This window comes from Caballeronia sp. LZ034LL, from assembly GCF_031451215.1.
Classification (GTDB): domain Bacteria; phylum Pseudomonadota; class Gammaproteobacteria; order Burkholderiales; family Burkholderiaceae; genus Caballeronia.
The window spans coordinates 987,892-1,004,971 of the sequence record NZ_JARUXR010000003.1; the positions used below are offsets into that span (position 1 = coordinate 987,892).

Below are 17,080 nucleotides of genomic sequence, written 5' to 3' on the forward strand. Positions count from 1 at the left end.
CAGTCATTCTCGGCGGCACGAGCGTCGTCGGCGGCGTCGGGTCGATTGTCGGCACGCTGGTGGGCGCGCTCATCATCGCCGTGCTGTCCAACGGTCTCGTGCTGCTTGGCGTGTCGGACATCTGGCAGTACATCATCAAAGGCCTGGTGATCATCGGCGCCGTGGCGCTCGACCGTTACCGCCAGCGCGGCTCGGCCCGCACCTGATTCTTCCATCCTCCATCCGGGCGCTTGCAGGGTCCGCTTGCGCCCGACTCAAACACGAACGGACCAACCTGGAGACAACACCATGCGCAAGCACAATCCGCTGTTCGCCGGCGTCGCACTCGCCCTGGGACTCAGCCTGTCGATCCCGGCCCACGCCGCCGACAAGCAACTGAAATCGATCGGCGTCACTGTCGGTTCGCTCGGCAACCCGTACTTCGTGACGATTTCGAAAGGCGCGGAAGCGAAAGCCAAGGCCATCAATCCGGCCGCGAAGATAACGGCCGTGTCGGCGGATTACGACATGAACAAGCAGTTCACGCAGATCGACAATTTCATCTCGGCGCACGTGGACATGATCCTCATCAACGCGGTGGACCCGAAGGCGATCGAGCCGGCCGTGAAGAAGGCCAAGGCGGCGGGTATTGTGGTGGTCGCGGTGGACGTCGCGGCCGCCGGCGCCGATGCCACCGTGCAGACCAACAACGTGCAGGCCGGCGAACTCGCGTGCGACTTCCTCGCGAAGAAGCTGAACGGCAAGGGCAACGTGGTGATCGAGAACGGGCCGCAAGTGTCGGCGGTGATCGACCGGGTGAACGGCTGCAAGAGCGTGTTGGCGAAGAACCCGGGCATCAAGGTCCTGTCCGACGATCAGGACGCGAAGGGCTCGCGCGAAGGCGGCATGAATGCGATGCAAGGTTATCTGACGCGCTTCCCGAAACTCGACGGCGTGTTCGCGATCAACGATCCGCAGGCCATCGGCACGGATCTGGCGGCGAAGCAATTGCATCGCAATAACATTGTGATCACGTCGGTGGACGGCGCGCCTGACATCGAGTCCGCGCTCAAGTCCGACACCATGATCCAGGCGTCCGCGAGCCAGGACCCGTGGTCGATGGCGCAGCAGGCGGTGAGCGTCGGCTACGACCTGATGAACGGCAAGAAGCCGAGCAGCACGATGATCCTGATGCCCTCCACGCTCATCACGCGTGAGAACGTCGGTAACTACAAGGGCTGGTCGTCGCCGCGCTGAACGCGGTGCTTACCTGAGCGGCAGCACGCGGAGGGCGCTCGGCCGGCTGGGCGAAGTCGAGCGATCCACCGCGACCAGCCGCTTGCGCGCCACGTCCACGGCGACGCCGCGCGGGGCGTCCAGATCGTCCGCGATGACGGTCGGACGGCCGCGCTTCGAGAAGCTGCATACGGCGTGCGCGCCGCATTTCGTGTAGAGCGTGCCGTCGGGCGCCGCGGCCAGCAGGTCGGGCGCTTCGACGGTCGCGAAGACATCGCTGGCGGCGAGCGGCGCGTCGGCGGTGCGCGCCGCCGGCAAATCCACGCGATAGATGCGGTTCGCGGCCTGATCGCTGATATAGAGCGTATCGCCGGCCAGCGCGAGCCCGACCGGCTTCTTCAGGCCCGTGACGATATCCTGCTCGATCACCTGCCGTGGCGCCGCGCCGCGCGTGATGATGCTGACGCCGCCCGTCGCGGGCGCGTCGCCTTCCTTCGAAAACCAGCTCGACAGGAACGTGCCGCCATCGAGCACCAGCAGACCCAGACGACGTCGTGCGGCATTCGTGTCGGACGCGAGGTTGACCTGACCGCTCGGCGCGACATCGAACACGGCGCTCGACGAACCGAAGCCGAAGCGCTCCACCAGCAGATGCCCGTTCGGCGCGAACGCAATCTGGCTCAGGCTCACACGCTGACCGTCCGCCGCCGGCAGGCGCGCGTAGGGCGAGAACGCGGGCGCTTCCGCTTCGCCGAGGTGCTGCGTCATCAGGATGCCGTTGCTGTCGTCATCGGTGACGAACACCGCGCCGTCCGAATCGCGCACGGCTACGCTGTTCGGCGTGCCCGTCAGCGGCACCTTCTGCGCCGTTGTCGTAACGGGGGCGACCGAGCCGCAGGCCGCCAGAAGCATCGTTGTAGCAAACGCCGTCATCAGCCGCCGGTGCATGGCGATGCCTCCCATCGAGTGGATGTCCATTCTTTCTTCCAACTCAGATGATAGTGGCCCGCTTCAACGTGCGCCGACTTGGCAAGCCTTGAAACGACGCGCCTTTCAACTGTTTTGCGGATGATGTGGATCCGTATCGTCCGCATGATGGCTGCCGGGCAGGCCGCCTCCGCCACCTCCACCACCTCCTCCTCCGCCGAGCCCCGCGCCGCCGCCTCCGCCCTTGCCTCCCTGACTCTCGCCCTGCTTGCCCTTGGCCCCGGACGGCCGCGCCGGACCCTGTGCCGGAATGCGGACCGTCACCGGCACCGCATCCAGATCGAGCGCGTCGCGGATGAAATCGCGCAGCGAGATCACGAGTTCAGCCGTATGAATCGGCCGTCCCTGCACCATTTCGGTCGCGGCATGAGCGGCCAGGCGCACCTGTTCCTCCGTGCCGAGCAAGATGATGTCGGCCAGCGCGGCCTCCACCGAGTCGCGGATGCGCCGCGACCTTTCCGTCTTGCCCGGATCGTGAGCATCGCGTGCCGCGTTGGAATCATCCAGCGCGGCAAGGGCGTCATCGACGGCGGGCGGCACGGCCATCGAAGCGCGCCTGAGATCCTTGAGATGGGTCGGATCGACGGCGAGATTGCCGGTGAACGATCCTCCCAGCGTCTTGTACGCGGCGATCAGCGTACGCAGCCGTTCGTTGATCTGCCGGTTGGCACGCTCACGCCGCTGCTGGACCGTCTGCATCAGCAGCAAGCGGACACCGACGCCGATCAGCGTGACGACGGCCAGCGTGAAGAGCGTCGAAAGAAGGGTTTGCCAGGAACTGAAGTTCAGGTCGCGCATGAGTGGACGTCAGAAAGGTTGGGGAACACAGCCACGGCTCGATATGCACTCGCAAGGCGCGCACCCGTAGAATGACGCGCTTTCGCAACCGAACCCGAGGGACATCGATGCAGTTGAACAGACGCGCATTCCTGTCGCTGATGGCCGCAACGGGCGCGAGTCTCGCGGCGCCCCGCTTGCACGCTCAGGAAGCGCCGCTAAAGCTGAACGTAGCGGTGAGATCGCCGTGGATGGCCAACCAGGTCGCGCTGACGCGCTCGAACATGTTGTTCCTCGGCCTGCCGCGTTACGCGCGCGACACGCCCACGCCGTCGCTTGCGCGGCGCGAGCCTGACGGCCGGCTCGTCCCATTTCCGGGGAACGCCTGGAACGACTGGAAGCCGGGCGACGACGGCCGCGACGCCTTCGTCTATCTGAACTCGGTGCATATCTTCGCGGAAGATACCGTATGGTGCGTGGATCAGGGTTCGCTCAGCCCGGATGCCTTCCCGCACGTCAATGAAACGCTGGACCACGGCGCGCAGAAGGTAGTCCGGCTCGACACGCAATCGGGCAAGGTGCTGGACGTACTGCGCTTCGACGACACGATTCTGCCGCCGGGCGCGCAGCTGAACGACCTGCGCTTCCATGGCTCGACGATGTACCTGACCGACTCGGGCCTGGGCGGGATCATCGTGCATGACATGACGACCGGCAAGACCGTGCGCAGGTTGTCCGGCGACCCGCACGTGAAAGCCTCACTGACCGAGATCCCGTCGATCCTCGCGCACGTCAAGGGCGGCAAGACATTCCGTCCGCCGAATAGCGACATGATCGAGATCACGTCCGATGGAAAGTGGCTCTACTGGGCCTCGCCGACCGGGCCGTTGGTCCGGATCGAGACACGCTTCCTGAAGGATGCGAACCTGTCCGACGCGCAACTGGCCGCGCGCGTCGAGCACGTCTTCGATAACCGCTTCTCCGGCGGCTGCTGCATGGACTCGGCGGGCAACGTCTACTTCTCGGAGACGGTCACGCATCACATCACCGTGCTGTCGCCAGAGGGCCGCACGGCGGTGCTGGCATCGGACCCGACGCTCGTTCGTCCGGACGGCTCGTTCATCAGCCATGACCGGCACCTGTATATCCCTGTCAAGCAGGCCATCGGCGAGAATGCCGCGCACCAGCAGGCGCCCTTCGTGATCTATTCGATCGCATTGCCCAAGCGCTTCGACGGCATCGCGCTCGGCGGCCCGGTGACAGGCACATGACACGTCAATCCAGCGCGGAGCAGACGTCGGACAGCATGTCCCGCATCCATCGGTGCGCCAGCGAATGATGCGTGCGTTCGTGCCATGCCATGGTTTTCGTGAAGCCGTCCACTTCGACCGGCGCATCGACGATCACGAGGCCATCGCCCGGTTGCACCAGCCGGCGCGGCACGACCGCGATCAGGTCGCTGCGCTGGAGAATGCGCGGCAGCACGAGGAAGCTCGTCACCGACAACGCCACGCGACGCGCGCGCCCCAGACGTTCGAGCGCCTGATCCGTGGCGCCGCTGAAGGCGCCGCCGTTGTACGACACCAGCGCGTGATCGAGCGCGCAGAAGCGATCCAGCGACAACGCGCCCGTGTGCGCATCCGGGTGCCCCTCGCGCATCACGCAGACATAGCCTTCGTCGAATAGCCGGCGCGCGTGCAACTCCGGCGGCGTGGTATCCGGCGTGACGAGCGCGAGGTCGAGATCGCCGCGTTCGAACTGGGTCTGCAAGAGCTGGTTGCGCACCGGCACCACCGCGATGCGCACACCGGGCGCGCGTTCCCGCAACCGCTCCATGAACGGCACGATCACCACTTGCAACGCGTAATCCGTGGCGGCGAGCGTGAGCGTCATGTCGGCGCTGGCCGGATCGAAGGCGGGCGCGCGGAAGATGGTTTCGATATCGCTCAACACCTGCTTGAGCGGAACGGCTAGTTCCAGCGCCCGTTCGGTCGGCACGATGCCGCGCTGCGTCCGCACGAACAGCGGGTCGCCAAAGCTTTCGCGCAGACGCGTGAGCATGCCGCTCACGGCCGGCTGCGTCAGCGCCAGCCTGCGCGCGGCTTTCGTGACGTTGCGCTCGTCCAGCAGCGCATCCAGCGCGCGCAGCAAGTTCAGATCGATGTTTCTGATATCAGATTGCATGATGACTGAAATCATGACATGTAATTGGATTTATTTCAGCGCGGCGCTCATCATTTGCGTGGTCAACTTTCTCTTGTGAAACGCCATGCAATCCATCCACTGGCCCGAGGGCTACGTGCCCGGCTTCTCCGATAATTTCGCCTCGAACGAGGTGATCGTCGCGGGTCTCAGCGTCGCCGACGTCTGGCCGCTGCTCGATGACACAACCCACTGGCCGACGTACTACAGCAACGCGTCCGAGATCCGTTTTCACGATGGCAACGGACCGCGCCTCGTCCTTGACGCGCGCTTTCGCTTCACGACCTTCGGCTTTCCGGTCGAGGCGGAAGTGACGGAACATGTGCCGCCCGCGCCGGGACAAGCCGCGCGCGTGGCATGGCACGGCTGGGTGGAAGGCGATGCCGCTTCACGCCTCGACGTGCATCACGCGTGGTTGCTGGAAGATCTTCCTGGCGGCCGCGTGCGGATCCTCACGCAGGAAACGCAGAACGGCGCACCGGCCAAGCAACTGGCGAGCACGCGTCCGAACCCGATGATCAACGGCCATCAGGACTGGCTGGACGGCATGGTCGCGGCGGCGCGCGCGACGCGGTCGAGCAAGGGAGGCGTGCAATGAGCGCCGCGAAGATCCTGATGATCGTGACCTCGCACGCGACGATGGGCGACAGCGGCCGCACCACCGGCGTCTGGTTCGAGGAGCTTTCGACGCCCTATTACACGTTCGTCGATGCGGGCGTGCACGTCGATATCGCATCGATCGCGGGCGGGCCGGTGCCGTTCGATCCGCATTCGATCGACGCCGAAGCGGATCAGCCGGCCAGCGTCCGGCGCTTCAGGAACGATGCGCACGCGATGCAGCAAGTCGAAGCGTCCAAGAAGATCGACGACGTGGACGCGGCACCTTACTCGGCGATCTTCCTGCCCGGCGGCCACGGCACGATGTGGGACTTGCCGGCGAGTACAAAGCTCGCCCGCCTGCTGTCGGACGCTTGGTCGCAGAACAAGGTGCTGGCCGCGGTTTGTCATGGCCCGGCGGGTCTCGTCAACGTGAAGGACGCCAACGGCCAGCCGCTCGTCGCGGCGCGCAAGGTGACGGGCTTCAGTAACAGCGAAGAAGAAGCAGCCGGACTCACACACGCTGTTCCCTTCCTGCTCGAAGACCGCCTGCGCTCGCTCGGCGCGCAGTACGTCAGCGCCGCGGACTTCCAGCCGCATGCCATCCGCGACGGCAAGCTCGTAACTGGGCAGAACCCGGCATCGTCGGAAGAAGCTGCGCGGCTCACCTTGCAAGCCATCGCGTGACGCGCCGCGTCGCCCGCCCGGTCCAGCCATTCATTCACCCAGGAAATCCGCACCATGCTCACGCCTTATCCGCGCGCGTTCTCGCACATCGGCCTCTCGGTCACCGACCTCGACGCCGCCGTCAAGTTCTACACCGAAGTCATGGGCTGGTATCTCATCATGCCGCCGACCACCATCACCGAAGATGAAAGCGCCATCGGCGTGATGTGCACCGATGTCTTCGGCGCGGGCTGGGGCTCGTTCCGCATTGCGCATCTGTCGACGGGCGACCGCATCGGCGTCGAGATCTTCCAGTTTCGCAACGCGCAGAAGCCCGAGAACAACTTCGAATACTGGAAGACCGGCGTATTCCATTTCTGCGTGCAAGACCCGGACGTGGAAGGACTGGCCGCGAAGATCGTCGCTGCGGGCGGCAAGCAGCGCATGCCGGTGCGCGAGTACTTCCCGGGCGAGAAGCCTTATCGCATGGTCTATATGGAAGATCCGTTCGGCAACATTCTCGAGATCTATAGCCATAGCTATGAATTGACCTATTCGGCCGGCGCCTATAACTGACCAGCACTGACCGGCACTGACCGGCCCGCAACCGCACCACTTTCAACGAGGTATCGATGGCAGCGCTTTTCAGCCCCTTCTCGATCAAGGACATCACGCTGCGCAACCGCATCGCCGTTCCGCCGATGTGCCAGTACAGCGCTATCGAAGGCGTCACCACCGAGTGGCACGACGTGCATTACGCGAGTCTCGCGCGCGGCGGCGCGGGGCTCGTGATCGTCGAGGCGACCGCTGTGTCGCCCGAAGGACGCATCACGCCCGCCTGCACCGGCCTGTGGAACGACACGCAAGCGCAAGGCATGGCGCGCATCGCGGCGTCCATCAAGCGCGCCGGCGCGGTGCCGGGCATCCAGATCGGTCATGCCGGATGGAAGGGCAGCGCCAATCGTCCGTGGGACGGCGACGATCACATTCCGAACAGCGACGCGCGCGGCTGGCAGACCCTCTCGCCGTCGGCCATCGCGTTCGGGGGCAAGCTCGACAAGGTGCCCACCGAAATGACGCTCGACGACATCGCCCGCGTCAAGGCGGACTTCGTCGCGGCCGCCGTGCGTGCGCGCGACGCCGGCTTCGAATGGCTCGAACTGCATTTCGCGCACGGCTATCTGGCGCAGAGCTTCTTTTCGGTTCATGCCAACCAGCGCACGGATCAATACGGCGGCGACGCGCAAGGACGCGGCCGCTTCCTGATCGAAACGCTGCATGCGGTGCGCGCTGTCTGGCCCGAGCGTCTGCCGCTCACGGCGCGCTTCGGCGTCATCGAATTCGACGGACGCGACGAGGAAACGCTCGCCGAAGCCATCGATCTCGTCAGCCGCATGAAACAGGACGGACTCGATCTGCTCAACGTCAGCATGGGCTTCTCGACGATCCAGGCCAGTGTGCCGTGGTCGTCGGGGTTCATGGCGCCCATCGCGGCGCGCGTGCGCGAAGGCGCGGGCATTGCCGTCGCGACGGCGTGGGGCATGGACGAGCCGGCCGAAGCGAATCGCGCGATCGAAGCGTCGCAACTCGATCTCGCGATGATGGGCCGCGCGCATCTCGCCGATCCGCATTACCCGTTCCGCGCGGCGCGCGAGTTGCAGGTTGCGAAGTCGTCGACGCTGTTGCCGGAGCAGTACGCTTATTGGCTCGCGCGTTATCCGGGCCCGCAGAACGGCGAGCCGGTGGAGTGATGGTGATGCCTACGGCCTGAGCTTCATTCGCCGCCGGGCTGCATCAGCGGCAGGCGGACGGTGAAGGTCGAGCCGAGGCCGGCGCCGTCGCTCGCGCCATCCAGCATGCCGCCGTGCAGATCGACGATCTGTCTGGCAAGCCACAGCCCCAGTCCCAGCCCGCCGACGCGTCCGCTGGTGCGCGGCGCAATCTGCTCGAAGCGGTCGAAAATGCGCGGCAGGGCTTCCGGCTCGATGCCGCGCCCCGTATCGCGCACCTGGATGCTGACGTGATCGTCCAGCACCTTCATCGACACGGTGATGCTGCCGGCATCGGTGAACTTGATCGCGTTGGTCAGCAGGTTCGACACGACCTGTCCGAGGCGGTTTTCATCGGCCAGCACGACGCAGGAACCCAACTCCGCGATATCGAGTTGCAGCCCCTTGTGCTCGGCCAGCTTGCGCATGTCTTCGACCACGATCGCAACCAGCGGACCGATATCGATGGGCTTGAGATTCGCCGAGAGCTTCCCGGTCACGACGGCGCCGCTGTCGAGCAAATCATCGACCATTCTCGACAACTGCCGACCGTTGCGGCGAATGGCATCGCCGGCCTTGGCGACGTGATTCGGATCCGCGACGAGTTGCAGCAACTCCGCCCACGAGACGATGGCATTCAGCGGCGAGCGCAGTTCATGGCTCACCGCCGCGATGAAGCGGTCCATGGTGGCCGCCAGCGCTTCGCTCCGCTCGCGCCCCGAGCGCTCTTCGCCCGCGACGGCATGCGCCTCGATCTCCCGCTCCTTGCGCCCCGTGATGTCGAGCGTGAAGCCCGCCACCGAGCGAACGGTCACGTCACCATCGAACCGCGCCATGCCGCGGATCAGCACCCAGCGATGGCCCGTGTGCGTCTGCACGAGCCGTTCGAACTCGAAAGGCTGTCCGGACTGAAGCAGGCGCCAGTGGGCCGCGAACTGCTCGGTGGTATCGCCGAGGAAAGACGCGTGCGTGAGTTCGTCGGCGTGATCCTGGCCCAGGTCGCGGCGGCATCGTTCACTGCACTTCACCGTGCCCGCCATCAGATCGACTTCCCAGGCGCCGACGCCCGCGAACGCCAGCGCTTCCTCGAAATGGCCGAGATGATCCGCGAGCTGCTTTTGCGTCTCCTGCACGAGGATTTTCCGCAGACGCGCATTCGACCGCATCTGCGCCTTCTCGCGCCGTTCGCCCTCGCCGGCCAGCGTGCGGGCGGTCACGTCCTCGAAGCGAAGGACGACGTGGGACGGAAGATCCTGCGTCGCCGGAACCCGCTGCGCGAAGATCTGCCAGTGACGCACTGCCGGAGCGGTGCTTGAGGTTGTTTCTTCGGTGGATTGTCCGCCGTCGAGACGGAACACCGGCGAGGACCGGCGCTGTCCGGCCCGCAGACTGGCCGCGATATTGACGATCAGATGCTCGCAGTTGCGGCGCTGTTCCGCCAGTAGGCCGTCCGGCGCCGCGTCTTCAGGGAATGCGAACAGCGTCCGCCATGCAGCGTTCGCGCTGACGACCGCGCCGTCGGCATCGAGGATCAGGTAAGGGTCGAGCAGCCGTTCGAAGATGCGCAAGTCATCCGCCGCTGCCCAGACGTCCGAACCGTCCTTTCGCGTAGCCTGATCCATCAGGGGCTTCGCCTGTCGCGAGCGCTGCGTTCGAAGCGGTGCATCGTCAGCCACCTTCTGCAAGTCTGGCGACGGTCGCCAGGAAGTCGTCCATGCGCGCGGGCTTGCGCACAACCGCGTTCCACAGGGCCGTGAACGCGGACGCATCGACATGAGCCGACGTGTGCAGCACGATCGGAATGTGCTCCCATTCAGGGTGTTGACGCAGCACGCGGCTCAGTTCCTCGCCGTTCATGCCAGGCATCATCAGGTCGGTAATCACAAGGTCGGGAGGCCGGCGTTGCATCGCGAGCAATGCTTCCCGCGCGCCGCCCGCGCGTTCGACTTCGTAACCGACGAGTTCCAGCGCGAAACTCCACGCTTCGAGCAAGTCCGGTTCATCATCAACGAGAAGGATACGCGTCATTTGGCGCTCACAGCGACGATAGATGCCACCCTGCCTGCCGGCGGTTCGACCGATTTACTGGGGTTCAGCACGGCATTACTCCGTTGCTCCGCGCTGAACCTGAACGTACCGCGCGACTGTTCCAATCAGGTCAGCCGGCGCGCACGGCTTGCGCAACAAGGCGGCGAACCGGTGAACCTCGTCCGGCGGAATTGCGTGCGGCACCGCGCTGCACAGGACGATGGGCATCGTCGGGCCGTCTTGCTGAAGCGCCCTCGCAAGCTCCAGGCCCGACATGACGGGCATCATGAAATCGGTCACGACGAGCGCCGGATGGACACGCGCGATCAGGCTCAGCGCCTCTTTTCCGTTGGGCGCGGCGTGAACCGTATATCCCTCGTCTTGCAGGAGAAACGTGAGGGAATCGGTAATCAGGGATTCGTCATCGACGACGACCAGAGTAGACATGCAGACCGGCGACGGCTATCGGCCGCGCGCTTTGATGTTCCCCCCCGCTGCGACGACGACGTCGCTCAGCGGCAGCGTTCCGATCACGTGTACACCCTTGCCCGAACTGGAAATGCCGACTTCGGCCACGGTGGTGTCGAAGAGACTGTCGCGCACCTTGAGCACCGCGATGGCCCGCTTCATGACGCCGTCGACGAGTTCATGCTGCATGCCGATCACGTTGTCCAGCTGGCTCAGGATTTCCGGCGACGGATTCTCGATCCACGGCCCCGACAGTTCCTTCACTTCCCAGGTACAGACCGTGGTGACGCCCAGGCCGCGCAGTTCGTTGGTGAGCGCCGCGAAGAACTCGACCATGCGATGCGGGTCCACGGTAGCGCGCTCGAAGCCGGCCAGACCGTCGATGAAGACACGTTTTGCGCCGCTCGCCCGCACGACGTCGAGCAGGTCGTAGGCGAGTTTGTCGAGCAGGTTCTCGGTCATCGGTCGCCAGATGACCTTGAGCGCGCCCGATGCACAGCGCTGCTCCCAGTTCAGGCCGAGCGCGTGCGCCTTGGTTTGCAGGCGCTCTGGCGTTTCATAGAAGCCGAAATGCACCGCCGGTTCCTCCGGCGTGCCCAGTTGCAGGAAATTCAGTCCGAAGGTTGTCTTGCCGCTGCCCGCCGGGCCGACGAGAACGGAGACCGAACTTGCCGGAATGCCGCCGCCGAGACGGGCGTCCAGTCCGTCGATGCCGGTGGGGATCCTATAGGGCGGTGCAGGGTCGCTCCGGGTTGGAAGTGCCAGCGCGACTTCGAGCCGCGGGTAGACGACGATGCCGCGATTGCCGATCTCGAACAGATGCAGCCCGCCCATCGCGCGGCTGCCGCGCGACTTGGCGACGCGGATCTGACGCACCGTGCGCGACGCAGCGAGGATTTCCTCGATCTGCAGCACGCCGTCGACCATCGTGTGTTCGGGGCTGGATTCGTCGATGCGCGCGCTCGTCAGGAACAGCACGGTGCAGCCGGTGAAGGCCGCGTGCCCCTGGAGTTCGGCGACGAAAGTCTTGACGTCGAGATTGCTTTCGCCGCTTTCGCGCGCGTTGAGCAGGCCGTCGAGCACGAGGATGCTGGCTTTCTGCCGGGCAAGCTCGGTGCGCAGCGTGGCGACCAGCGCCGAGAGTCCCTCTTCGCGCAGCGTGCGGAACAGGCTGATGTACGTGATGCCGTTTCCGACGCGTTGCGCGTCGTAGAAGTCGAGCGTCGAGAGCGACTGGAACAGTCTGTCGTGCGACTCGGCCAGCAGCGTCACGTACAGCACCTTGCGGCCCTGGCGAGCCTGTGCGAACGCGATCTGATTCGCAAGAATCGTCTTGCCTGCGCCAGGGCGACCCTGAATGATGTAGGACGAGCCTGCCACGAGGCCGCCGCCACAGATTTCGTCGAGTCCGGTGACGTCGCTGCGTAAGCGCGCAAGCGTGTTATCCATTGCCTGGGTCCATGAAAGCGAAGATGTGGAGCAACCGAATGTCACCGGCTTACCCGCGTACCCGGCAGTCTACCCGATAACCATCTCCTTCCGACCCGTATCCTCTTGTGCGCATCAACCGGGGAGCCTTTGCGGACGCGGCTCGCAGGGCTTTCGACAGCGCGAAAAAATTGCTCAGTGACACGCTCGCGGTCGGTAAATCAGGGAGCGCGATAAAAAATATTTGCTGCGCATCAATTCGCTAACGTTTGCCATGACCGTCGACTAGTTGTCCACCGTTCAGTCCTGTCCCAACACGCCGTAAGGCCGCTTGGAAAGCTTAAGCGACCACTAAAAAACGCCTTCGGACAACTCGAACAAGGAAAAACAACCATGTCAGGGAAACTGCGAGTCAAGACCAAACTCGCGCTCGGATTCGGCATGCTCACTGCGGCCGTGCTGATCGTGGCCGCGCTTTCGATCGAGGCGCTGCGTGAATCCGACGCACGCTTCATGTCCTACGTGCACGGCATCAATGCGCGCGCGACGCTGGCCGAACACATCCGGACCGATGTCGACCGGCGCGCCATCGCGGCGCGCAATCTCGTGCTGGCCACTCGGCCCGAGGATATCGAACTCGAGAAAGCCGCGGTCACGCAAGCGCACGAAGACGTGCAGCGAGACTTGCGTTCCTTCAAGGACATGGTGGCCGGCGCGCAGGATGTCACGCCGGAAGTGCGGGCCCGCGTGGCGGAAATCGACCGCGTCGAGGCGCTCTACGGGCCAGTGGCATTGCATATCGTCGATCTCGCGCTGAAGGGGCAACGGGAGGAAGCCATCGCGCGCATCAACGACGACTGCCGTCCGCTGCTCGCCGCGCTCGTCAAGGCGACGCAAGATTATTCGGAACTGACGCAGCGACGCGAGGAACAGCTCGTCACTGAATCCGAACGCCATTACGTCACCGCGCGCCTCCTGCTGAGCGGCGTCTGCGCGCTAGCGGCGCTGGGCGCCGTGCTGGCGGGCTTCGTCATCACGCGCGGCGTGATGCGCGCGCTGGGAGCGGAACCGGATGCGCTGAGCGCCGTCGCGCAACGCGTCGCGAGCGGCGATCTGGCGCCGGTCGCCCACGCCGATGCTGCCCCGCGCGACAGCGTGCTTGCCTCGATGAGCACCATGCAGAAAAATCTCGTGCAACTCATCGGCAATGTGCGGGCATCCGCCGATCACATCGCCACGGGTTCGAGCCAGATTGCATCGGGCAATGTCGATCTGTCGACCCGCACCGAACAGCAGGCGGCATCGCTCGAAGAAACCGCATCCAGCGTCGAGGAACTCACCACGACCGTGCGCCAGAACGCCGAGCACGCGCAGCAGGCCAACGCGCTCACGGCCAGTGCGAGCGCCGTCGCCAGCGACGGCAGCGCGGCCGTCACCCGCATGATCGAAACCATGTCCGAGATCAGCGCGCGTTCGAGCCAGATCGCGAACATTACGGGCATCATCGACAGCATCGCCTTCCAGACGAACATCCTGGCGCTCAATGCCGCCGTCGAAGCTGCACGCGCGGGCGAGGAAGGACGCGGATTTGCCGTCGTCGCGGCGGAAGTGCGCAGCCTCGCGCAGCGCTCGTCGAGTGCCGCGAAGGAAATCAAGGCGCTGATCGACACCTCGGTGGAGCGCATTGCCGAAGGCTCCTCGCTGGCGGGCAAGGCCGGCGTGACCATGACGGACGTCACGCAGGCCGTGTCCAAGGTGCGCGACATCATGGGCGAAATCGCGGCGGCGTCCAGCGAACAGAGCCGGGGCATCGAGCAATTGAGTCACGCCATCTTGCAGATGGATCAGGTCACGCAGCAAAACGCGGCGCTGGTGGAAGAGGCCGCGGCGGCGGCGCAGTCGCTCGATGACCAGGGACGCCGCCTCACGGATGCCGTGTCCACCTTCCGCGTAGCCTGATCAACGTATGAACGACGAAGACTTCCTGACTTGCGGCAACGCGGACGCGTCCAGCGAACGGGTGTACCGGCGGCTCGTGCAGAGCATCACCGGTTATGCCATCTATATGCTCGACGTGGACGGCATCATCACGACCTGGAACGCGGGCGCGCAGAAAGCCAAAGGCTATGCCGCCGATGAGATCATCGGCCGCCATTACGGCTGTTTCTATTCCGTCGAGGAACGGCTGAACAACCTGCCGGACCGCAATCTGGAAACCGCGCGCACCACCGGCAAGTACGAAGCCGAAGGCTGGCGCGTGCGCAAGGACGGCAGCCGCTTCTGGGCGCACGTGGTCATCGATGCGCTGCGCGACGAACACGGCGTCCTGTTCGGCTTTGCGAAGATCACGCGCGATTGCACCGAGCAACGGCGCGTCAGTGAATACGCGTTCGATCAGGAACGGCGCTTCCGCTTCCTCGTGCAGAGCGTGACCGACTATGCCATCTACATGCTCGACATCAATGGCATCGTGTCGAACTGGAATGCCGGCGCGCAACGCACGAAGGGCTATAGCGCGGATGAGATCGTCGGCAGGCATTTCAGCTGCTTCTACACGCCCGACGATCAGGCCGCGGGCCTGCCCGCCCGCAGTCTCGCGACGGCGCTCGCGCAGGGCAAGTACGAAACCGAGAGCTGGCGCGTGCGCAAGGACGGCACGCACTTCTGGGCGCATGTCGTCATCGATCCGATCTACGACGACAACGGCGAGCTGTTCGGCTTCGCCAAGGTCACGCGCGACCGCACCGAGGCCCGCGCATTGCAGAAGCAGACGCGCGATCACGAGCGCAGCTTCCGGCTCCTGATAGAAGGCGTCACCGACTACGCGATCTACATGCTCGATGCGAACGGCATCGTGTCGAACTGGAACGCCGGGGCGCAACGCGCGAAGGGTTACAAGGCGAGCGAGATCGTCGGCAAGCATTTTTCCTGTTTCTACGATCCGCGCGACCAGGAACAAGGGCTGCCGCAACACGGACTCGACACCGCGCGCGCCCATGGCAAGTTCGAGGCGCTGGGCTGGCGCTTCCGCAAGGACGGCACCAAGTTCTGGGCGCACGTGCTGATCCAGCCGATCTACGACGACCGTGGCGACCTGTTCGGCTTCGCCAAGATCACGCGCGACTGCACCGAGCAGCGCGAGACCTCGCTGGCGCTGGAAGAGACCACGCGCAATCTCGACCTCGCGCTGGAGAACATGCTGCAAGGCTTATGTCTGTTCAACCGGCGCGGCCGTCTGGTGCTGTGCAACGACCAGTTCGCGCGCATCCTCTCGATTCCCGCCGGCAGCCTGCCCGCCGGCATCTCGTTGCGCACCGTGCTGCGCCGCATCTGCGACCGCAAGACCGGAACACGGGACGATGCGGCCAATGCAGTCGACGAACTGCGCCGCAATCTGCTGCGCGGCTCCGCGCTGGGACAGGAGCAGACCCACATCGAATTCCAGCACCTCGGTCGCAGCATCGGGGTCGTAACGCGGCTGCTGTCGCATGGCGGCTGGGTATCGACGATCGAGGATGTCACCGAGCGCCGCGCCGCCGAACGGCGCATCTCACATCTGGCGCATCACGATCATCTGACGGACCTGCCGAACCGCGTGAGCTTCAAGGAACGCCTGGAGCATCTCGTCGATGCCGTCACGCCCGAGCATCCGTTCGCCCTGCTCTATCTCGATCTCGACCGCTTCAAGGTGGTCAACGACACGCTGGGCCATCACGCGGGCGACGAACTGCTCAAGGCGGTGTCGCAGCGGCTGGGCTCGCTGTTGCGCGCAAGCGATCAGCTGGCGCGCCTGAGCGGCGACGAGTTCACCATCCTGCAGACGTGGGCACGCACGCCGGACGATGCCGCCGCGCTCGCGCAGCGCTGCATCGACGCGCTGGTGACGCCGTTCGAGATCGTCGGCAATGAGGTGACGGTGGGCGTGAGCATCGGCATCGTGTGCTGCACGGTGGGAAGCGTCGATGCCGACAACGTCCTGCAGCAAGCCGATCTCGCGCTCTACAAAGCCAAGCGCGAGGGCCGCAACTGTTTTCGCATCTACGAGCGCGGCATGAACGATCCGCTGCGGCTGCGTAACGAACTCGAAGACGACCTGCGCCGCACGCTGCGCTCGGACGAACTCGAAGTGCATTACCAGCCGATCGTCGATGCCCGCAGCGGCCGCACGACCGCGTGCGAAGCGCTGCTGCGCTGGCATCATCCGAAGCGCGGGCTGATCTCGCCGGCCGAATTCATCCCGATTGCGGAAGAGCGCGGCCTGATGCCGGAAATCGGCGCGTGGGTCATGCAGCGCGCGTGCCGCGATGCTGCGAAATGGCCCGCGCATGTGCGGCTCAGCATCAACGTTTCGCCGGCGCAGTTGCTCTATGAAGACTTCACGCGGGTGCTGCTGCGTTCGCTCAATACGGCGGGCTTGCAGGCGCATCGGCTGGAGATCGAGATCACCGAGACCGCGCTGCTCGAGACCTCGGGCACGCCGCACCGCATTCTCAACGAGATCCGTTCGCTTGGCGTGGGCGTCGCGATGGACGACTTCGGAACAGGCTATTCATCGCTGAGCATCCTGCAAAGCTTTCCGTTCACGCGGGTGAAGATCGATCGCGGCTTCGTCAACGGTCTCGGACGCAATCCGAAGTCGGCGGCAATCGTGCGCGCCATCAGCGAACTATGTCGCAGTCTGGGCCTGCCGATCACCGCGGAAGGCGTGGAGACGGCCGAGCAACGGCAAGCGCTGCTCGGCGAACATTGCGATGAACTGCAGGGCTTCCTGCTGTCACGCGCGCTGACGACGCGGGCCGTCGAGTCGTGGCTGCACAAGGAATCTCCCCAGCAATAGGCCGAGCGCTATTCGTTTCGCTCTCACTAGATCTTCCAGGAAGTTACCGCATTTGACCGCGCTTGAATGCGGCTGACTGCGGTTGACGCCTGGCCGCGCGCGAACA

General features: G+C 64.9%; 15 protein-coding genes and 1 pseudogene. 9 read left to right on the forward strand and 7 right to left on the reverse strand.

The genetic code is table 11. The features are described 5' to 3' along the window. Together QCE83_RS25625 and QCE83_RS25630 are read left to right on the forward strand one after the other, a co-directional pair. Positions 1-206, forward strand: a pseudogene (locus QCE83_RS25625) (ribose ABC transporter permease); the annotation flags it as partial. Positions 207-288: 82 nt separating this feature from the next. Continuing rightward, the gene (locus tag QCE83_RS25630) at positions 289-1,236 is read left to right on the forward strand and encodes an ABC transporter substrate-binding protein (protein ID WP_309818011.1); all 948 of its coding nucleotides are present in this window, start codon (positions 289-291) and stop codon (positions 1,234-1,236) included. Positions 1,237-1,245: 9 nt separating this feature from the next. Here QCE83_RS25630 and QCE83_RS25635 read toward each other — a convergent pair whose 3' ends face one another. Together QCE83_RS25635 and QCE83_RS25640 are read right to left on the reverse strand one after the other, a co-directional pair. Then, positions 1,246-2,193 (reverse strand): hypothetical protein, encoded by a 948-nt coding sequence (locus QCE83_RS25635; RefSeq protein ID WP_309818013.1) that lies wholly within the window; start codon positions 2,191-2,193, stop codon positions 1,246-1,248. 75 nt (positions 2,194-2,268) lie between these two features. Next, complete coding sequence (locus tag QCE83_RS25640) at positions 2,269-3,000, reverse strand: hypothetical protein (protein WP_309818018.1); 732 nt, start codon at positions 2,998-3,000, stop codon at positions 2,269-2,271. 107 nt (positions 3,001-3,107) lie between these two features. On the opposite strand from QCE83_RS25640, the gene QCE83_RS25645 reads away from it, so the two are divergent. After that, positions 3,108-4,250: an L-dopachrome tautomerase-related protein gene (locus QCE83_RS25645; protein ID WP_309818021.1), complete on the forward strand. Its 1,143-nt coding sequence runs from the start codon at positions 3,108-3,110 to the stop codon at positions 4,248-4,250. 4 nt (positions 4,251-4,254) lie between these two features. On the opposite strand, the gene QCE83_RS25650 is transcribed toward QCE83_RS25645, so the two are convergent. Next, positions 4,255-5,163, reverse strand: coding sequence for a LysR family transcriptional regulator (locus QCE83_RS25650; RefSeq protein WP_309818024.1), 909 nt, complete (start codon positions 5,161-5,163; stop codon positions 4,255-4,257). Positions 5,164-5,248: 85 nt separating this feature from the next. On the opposite strand from QCE83_RS25650, the gene QCE83_RS25655 reads away from it, so the two are divergent. The 4 genes from QCE83_RS25655 to QCE83_RS25670 are packed head-to-tail and all read left to right on the forward strand — an operon-like array spanning position 5,249 to position 8,195. Beyond that, complete coding sequence (locus QCE83_RS25655; protein WP_309818028.1) at positions 5,249-5,779, forward strand: SRPBCC domain-containing protein; 531 nt, start codon at positions 5,249-5,251, stop codon at positions 5,777-5,779. Next, entirely contained in the window at positions 5,776-6,465 is a 690-nt protein-coding gene (locus tag QCE83_RS25660; protein ID WP_309818031.1) for a type 1 glutamine amidotransferase domain-containing protein, read from the forward strand. Before QCE83_RS25655 ends, QCE83_RS25660 begins: the two co-directional genes overlap by 4 nt. A gap of 54 nt (positions 6,466-6,519) precedes the next feature. Then, positions 6,520-7,020, forward strand: coding sequence for a lactoylglutathione lyase family protein (locus QCE83_RS25665; protein ID WP_309818034.1), 501 nt, complete (start codon positions 6,520-6,522; stop codon positions 7,018-7,020). Between the two features lie 56 nt (positions 7,021-7,076). Further along, positions 7,077-8,195 carry an NADH:flavin oxidoreductase/NADH oxidase gene (locus tag QCE83_RS25670; protein ID WP_309818036.1) on the forward strand — a complete coding sequence of 373 codons (1,119 nt, stop codon included), beginning with the start codon at positions 7,077-7,079 and terminating at the stop codon, positions 8,193-8,195. A 23-nt stretch (positions 8,196-8,218) separates the two neighbouring features. On the opposite strand, the gene QCE83_RS25675 is transcribed toward QCE83_RS25670, so the two are convergent. From QCE83_RS25675 to QCE83_RS25690, 4 genes are all read right to left on the reverse strand, one after another. Then, positions 8,219-9,835: an ATP-binding protein gene (locus QCE83_RS25675; protein WP_309818040.1), complete on the reverse strand. Its 1,617-nt coding sequence runs from the start codon at positions 9,833-9,835 to the stop codon at positions 8,219-8,221. Between the two features lie 46 nt (positions 9,836-9,881). Next, positions 9,882-10,241, reverse strand: coding sequence for a response regulator (locus QCE83_RS25680; RefSeq protein WP_309818043.1), 360 nt, complete (start codon positions 10,239-10,241; stop codon positions 9,882-9,884). Between the two features lie 75 nt (positions 10,242-10,316). Then, positions 10,317-10,688 carry a response regulator gene (locus QCE83_RS25685; RefSeq protein WP_309818045.1) on the reverse strand — a complete coding sequence of 124 codons (372 nt, stop codon included), beginning with the start codon at positions 10,686-10,688 and terminating at the stop codon, positions 10,317-10,319. A 15-nt stretch (positions 10,689-10,703) separates the two neighbouring features. Continuing rightward, positions 10,704-12,158 (reverse strand): ATPase domain-containing protein, encoded by a 1,455-nt coding sequence (locus QCE83_RS25690; RefSeq protein ID WP_309818046.1) that lies wholly within the window; start codon positions 12,156-12,158, stop codon positions 10,704-10,706. A gap of 372 nt (positions 12,159-12,530) precedes the next feature. On the opposite strand from QCE83_RS25690, the gene QCE83_RS25695 reads away from it, so the two are divergent. Together QCE83_RS25695 and QCE83_RS25700 are read left to right on the forward strand one after the other, a co-directional pair. Continuing rightward, complete coding sequence (locus QCE83_RS25695) at positions 12,531-14,096, forward strand: methyl-accepting chemotaxis protein (RefSeq protein ID WP_309818049.1); 1,566 nt, start codon at positions 12,531-12,533, stop codon at positions 14,094-14,096. Between the two features lie 7 nt (positions 14,097-14,103). Further along, positions 14,104-16,974, forward strand: coding sequence for an EAL domain-containing protein (locus tag QCE83_RS25700; RefSeq protein ID WP_309818051.1), 2,871 nt, complete (start codon positions 14,104-14,106; stop codon positions 16,972-16,974). Positions 16,975-17,080 lie beyond the last annotated feature (106 nt).

Bases quoted from the DNA above. Each gene is read 5' to 3' on its own strand.
- QCE83_RS25630 (WP_309818011.1), top strand. From the start codon at position 289: ATGCGCAAGCACAATCCGCTGTTCGCCGGCGTCGCACTCGCCCTGGGA.
- QCE83_RS25635 (WP_309818013.1), bottom strand. From the start codon at position 2,193: ATGGACATCCACTCGATGGGAGGCATCGCCATGCACCGGCGGCTGATG.
- QCE83_RS25640 (WP_309818018.1), bottom strand. From the start codon at position 3,000: ATGCGCGACCTGAACTTCAGTTCCTGGCAAACCCTTCTTTCGACGCTC.
- QCE83_RS25645 (WP_309818021.1), top strand. From the start codon at position 3,108: ATGCAGTTGAACAGACGCGCATTCCTGTCGCTGATGGCCGCAACGGGC.
- QCE83_RS25650 (WP_309818024.1), bottom strand. From the start codon at position 5,163: ATGCAATCTGATATCAGAAACATCGATCTGAACTTGCTGCGCGCGCTG.
- QCE83_RS25655 (WP_309818028.1), top strand. From the start codon at position 5,249: ATGCAATCCATCCACTGGCCCGAGGGCTACGTGCCCGGCTTCTCCGAT.
- QCE83_RS25660 (WP_309818031.1), top strand. From the start codon at position 5,776: ATGAGCGCCGCGAAGATCCTGATGATCGTGACCTCGCACGCGACGATG.
- QCE83_RS25665 (WP_309818034.1), top strand. From the start codon at position 6,520: ATGCTCACGCCTTATCCGCGCGCGTTCTCGCACATCGGCCTCTCGGTC.
- QCE83_RS25670 (WP_309818036.1), top strand. From the start codon at position 7,077: ATGGCAGCGCTTTTCAGCCCCTTCTCGATCAAGGACATCACGCTGCGC.
- QCE83_RS25675 (WP_309818040.1), bottom strand. From the start codon at position 9,835: ATGGATCAGGCTACGCGAAAGGACGGTTCGGACGTCTGGGCAGCGGCG.
- QCE83_RS25680 (WP_309818043.1), bottom strand. From the start codon at position 10,241: ATGACGCGTATCCTTCTCGTTGATGATGAACCGGACTTGCTCGAAGCG.
- QCE83_RS25685 (WP_309818045.1), bottom strand. From the start codon at position 10,688: ATGTCTACTCTGGTCGTCGTCGATGACGAATCCCTGATTACCGATTCC.
- QCE83_RS25690 (WP_309818046.1), bottom strand. From the start codon at position 12,158: ATGGATAACACGCTTGCGCGCTTACGCAGCGACGTCACCGGACTCGAC.
- QCE83_RS25695 (WP_309818049.1), top strand. From the start codon at position 12,531: ATGTCAGGGAAACTGCGAGTCAAGACCAAACTCGCGCTCGGATTCGGC.
- QCE83_RS25700 (WP_309818051.1), top strand. From the start codon at position 14,104: ATGAACGACGAAGACTTCCTGACTTGCGGCAACGCGGACGCGTCCAGC.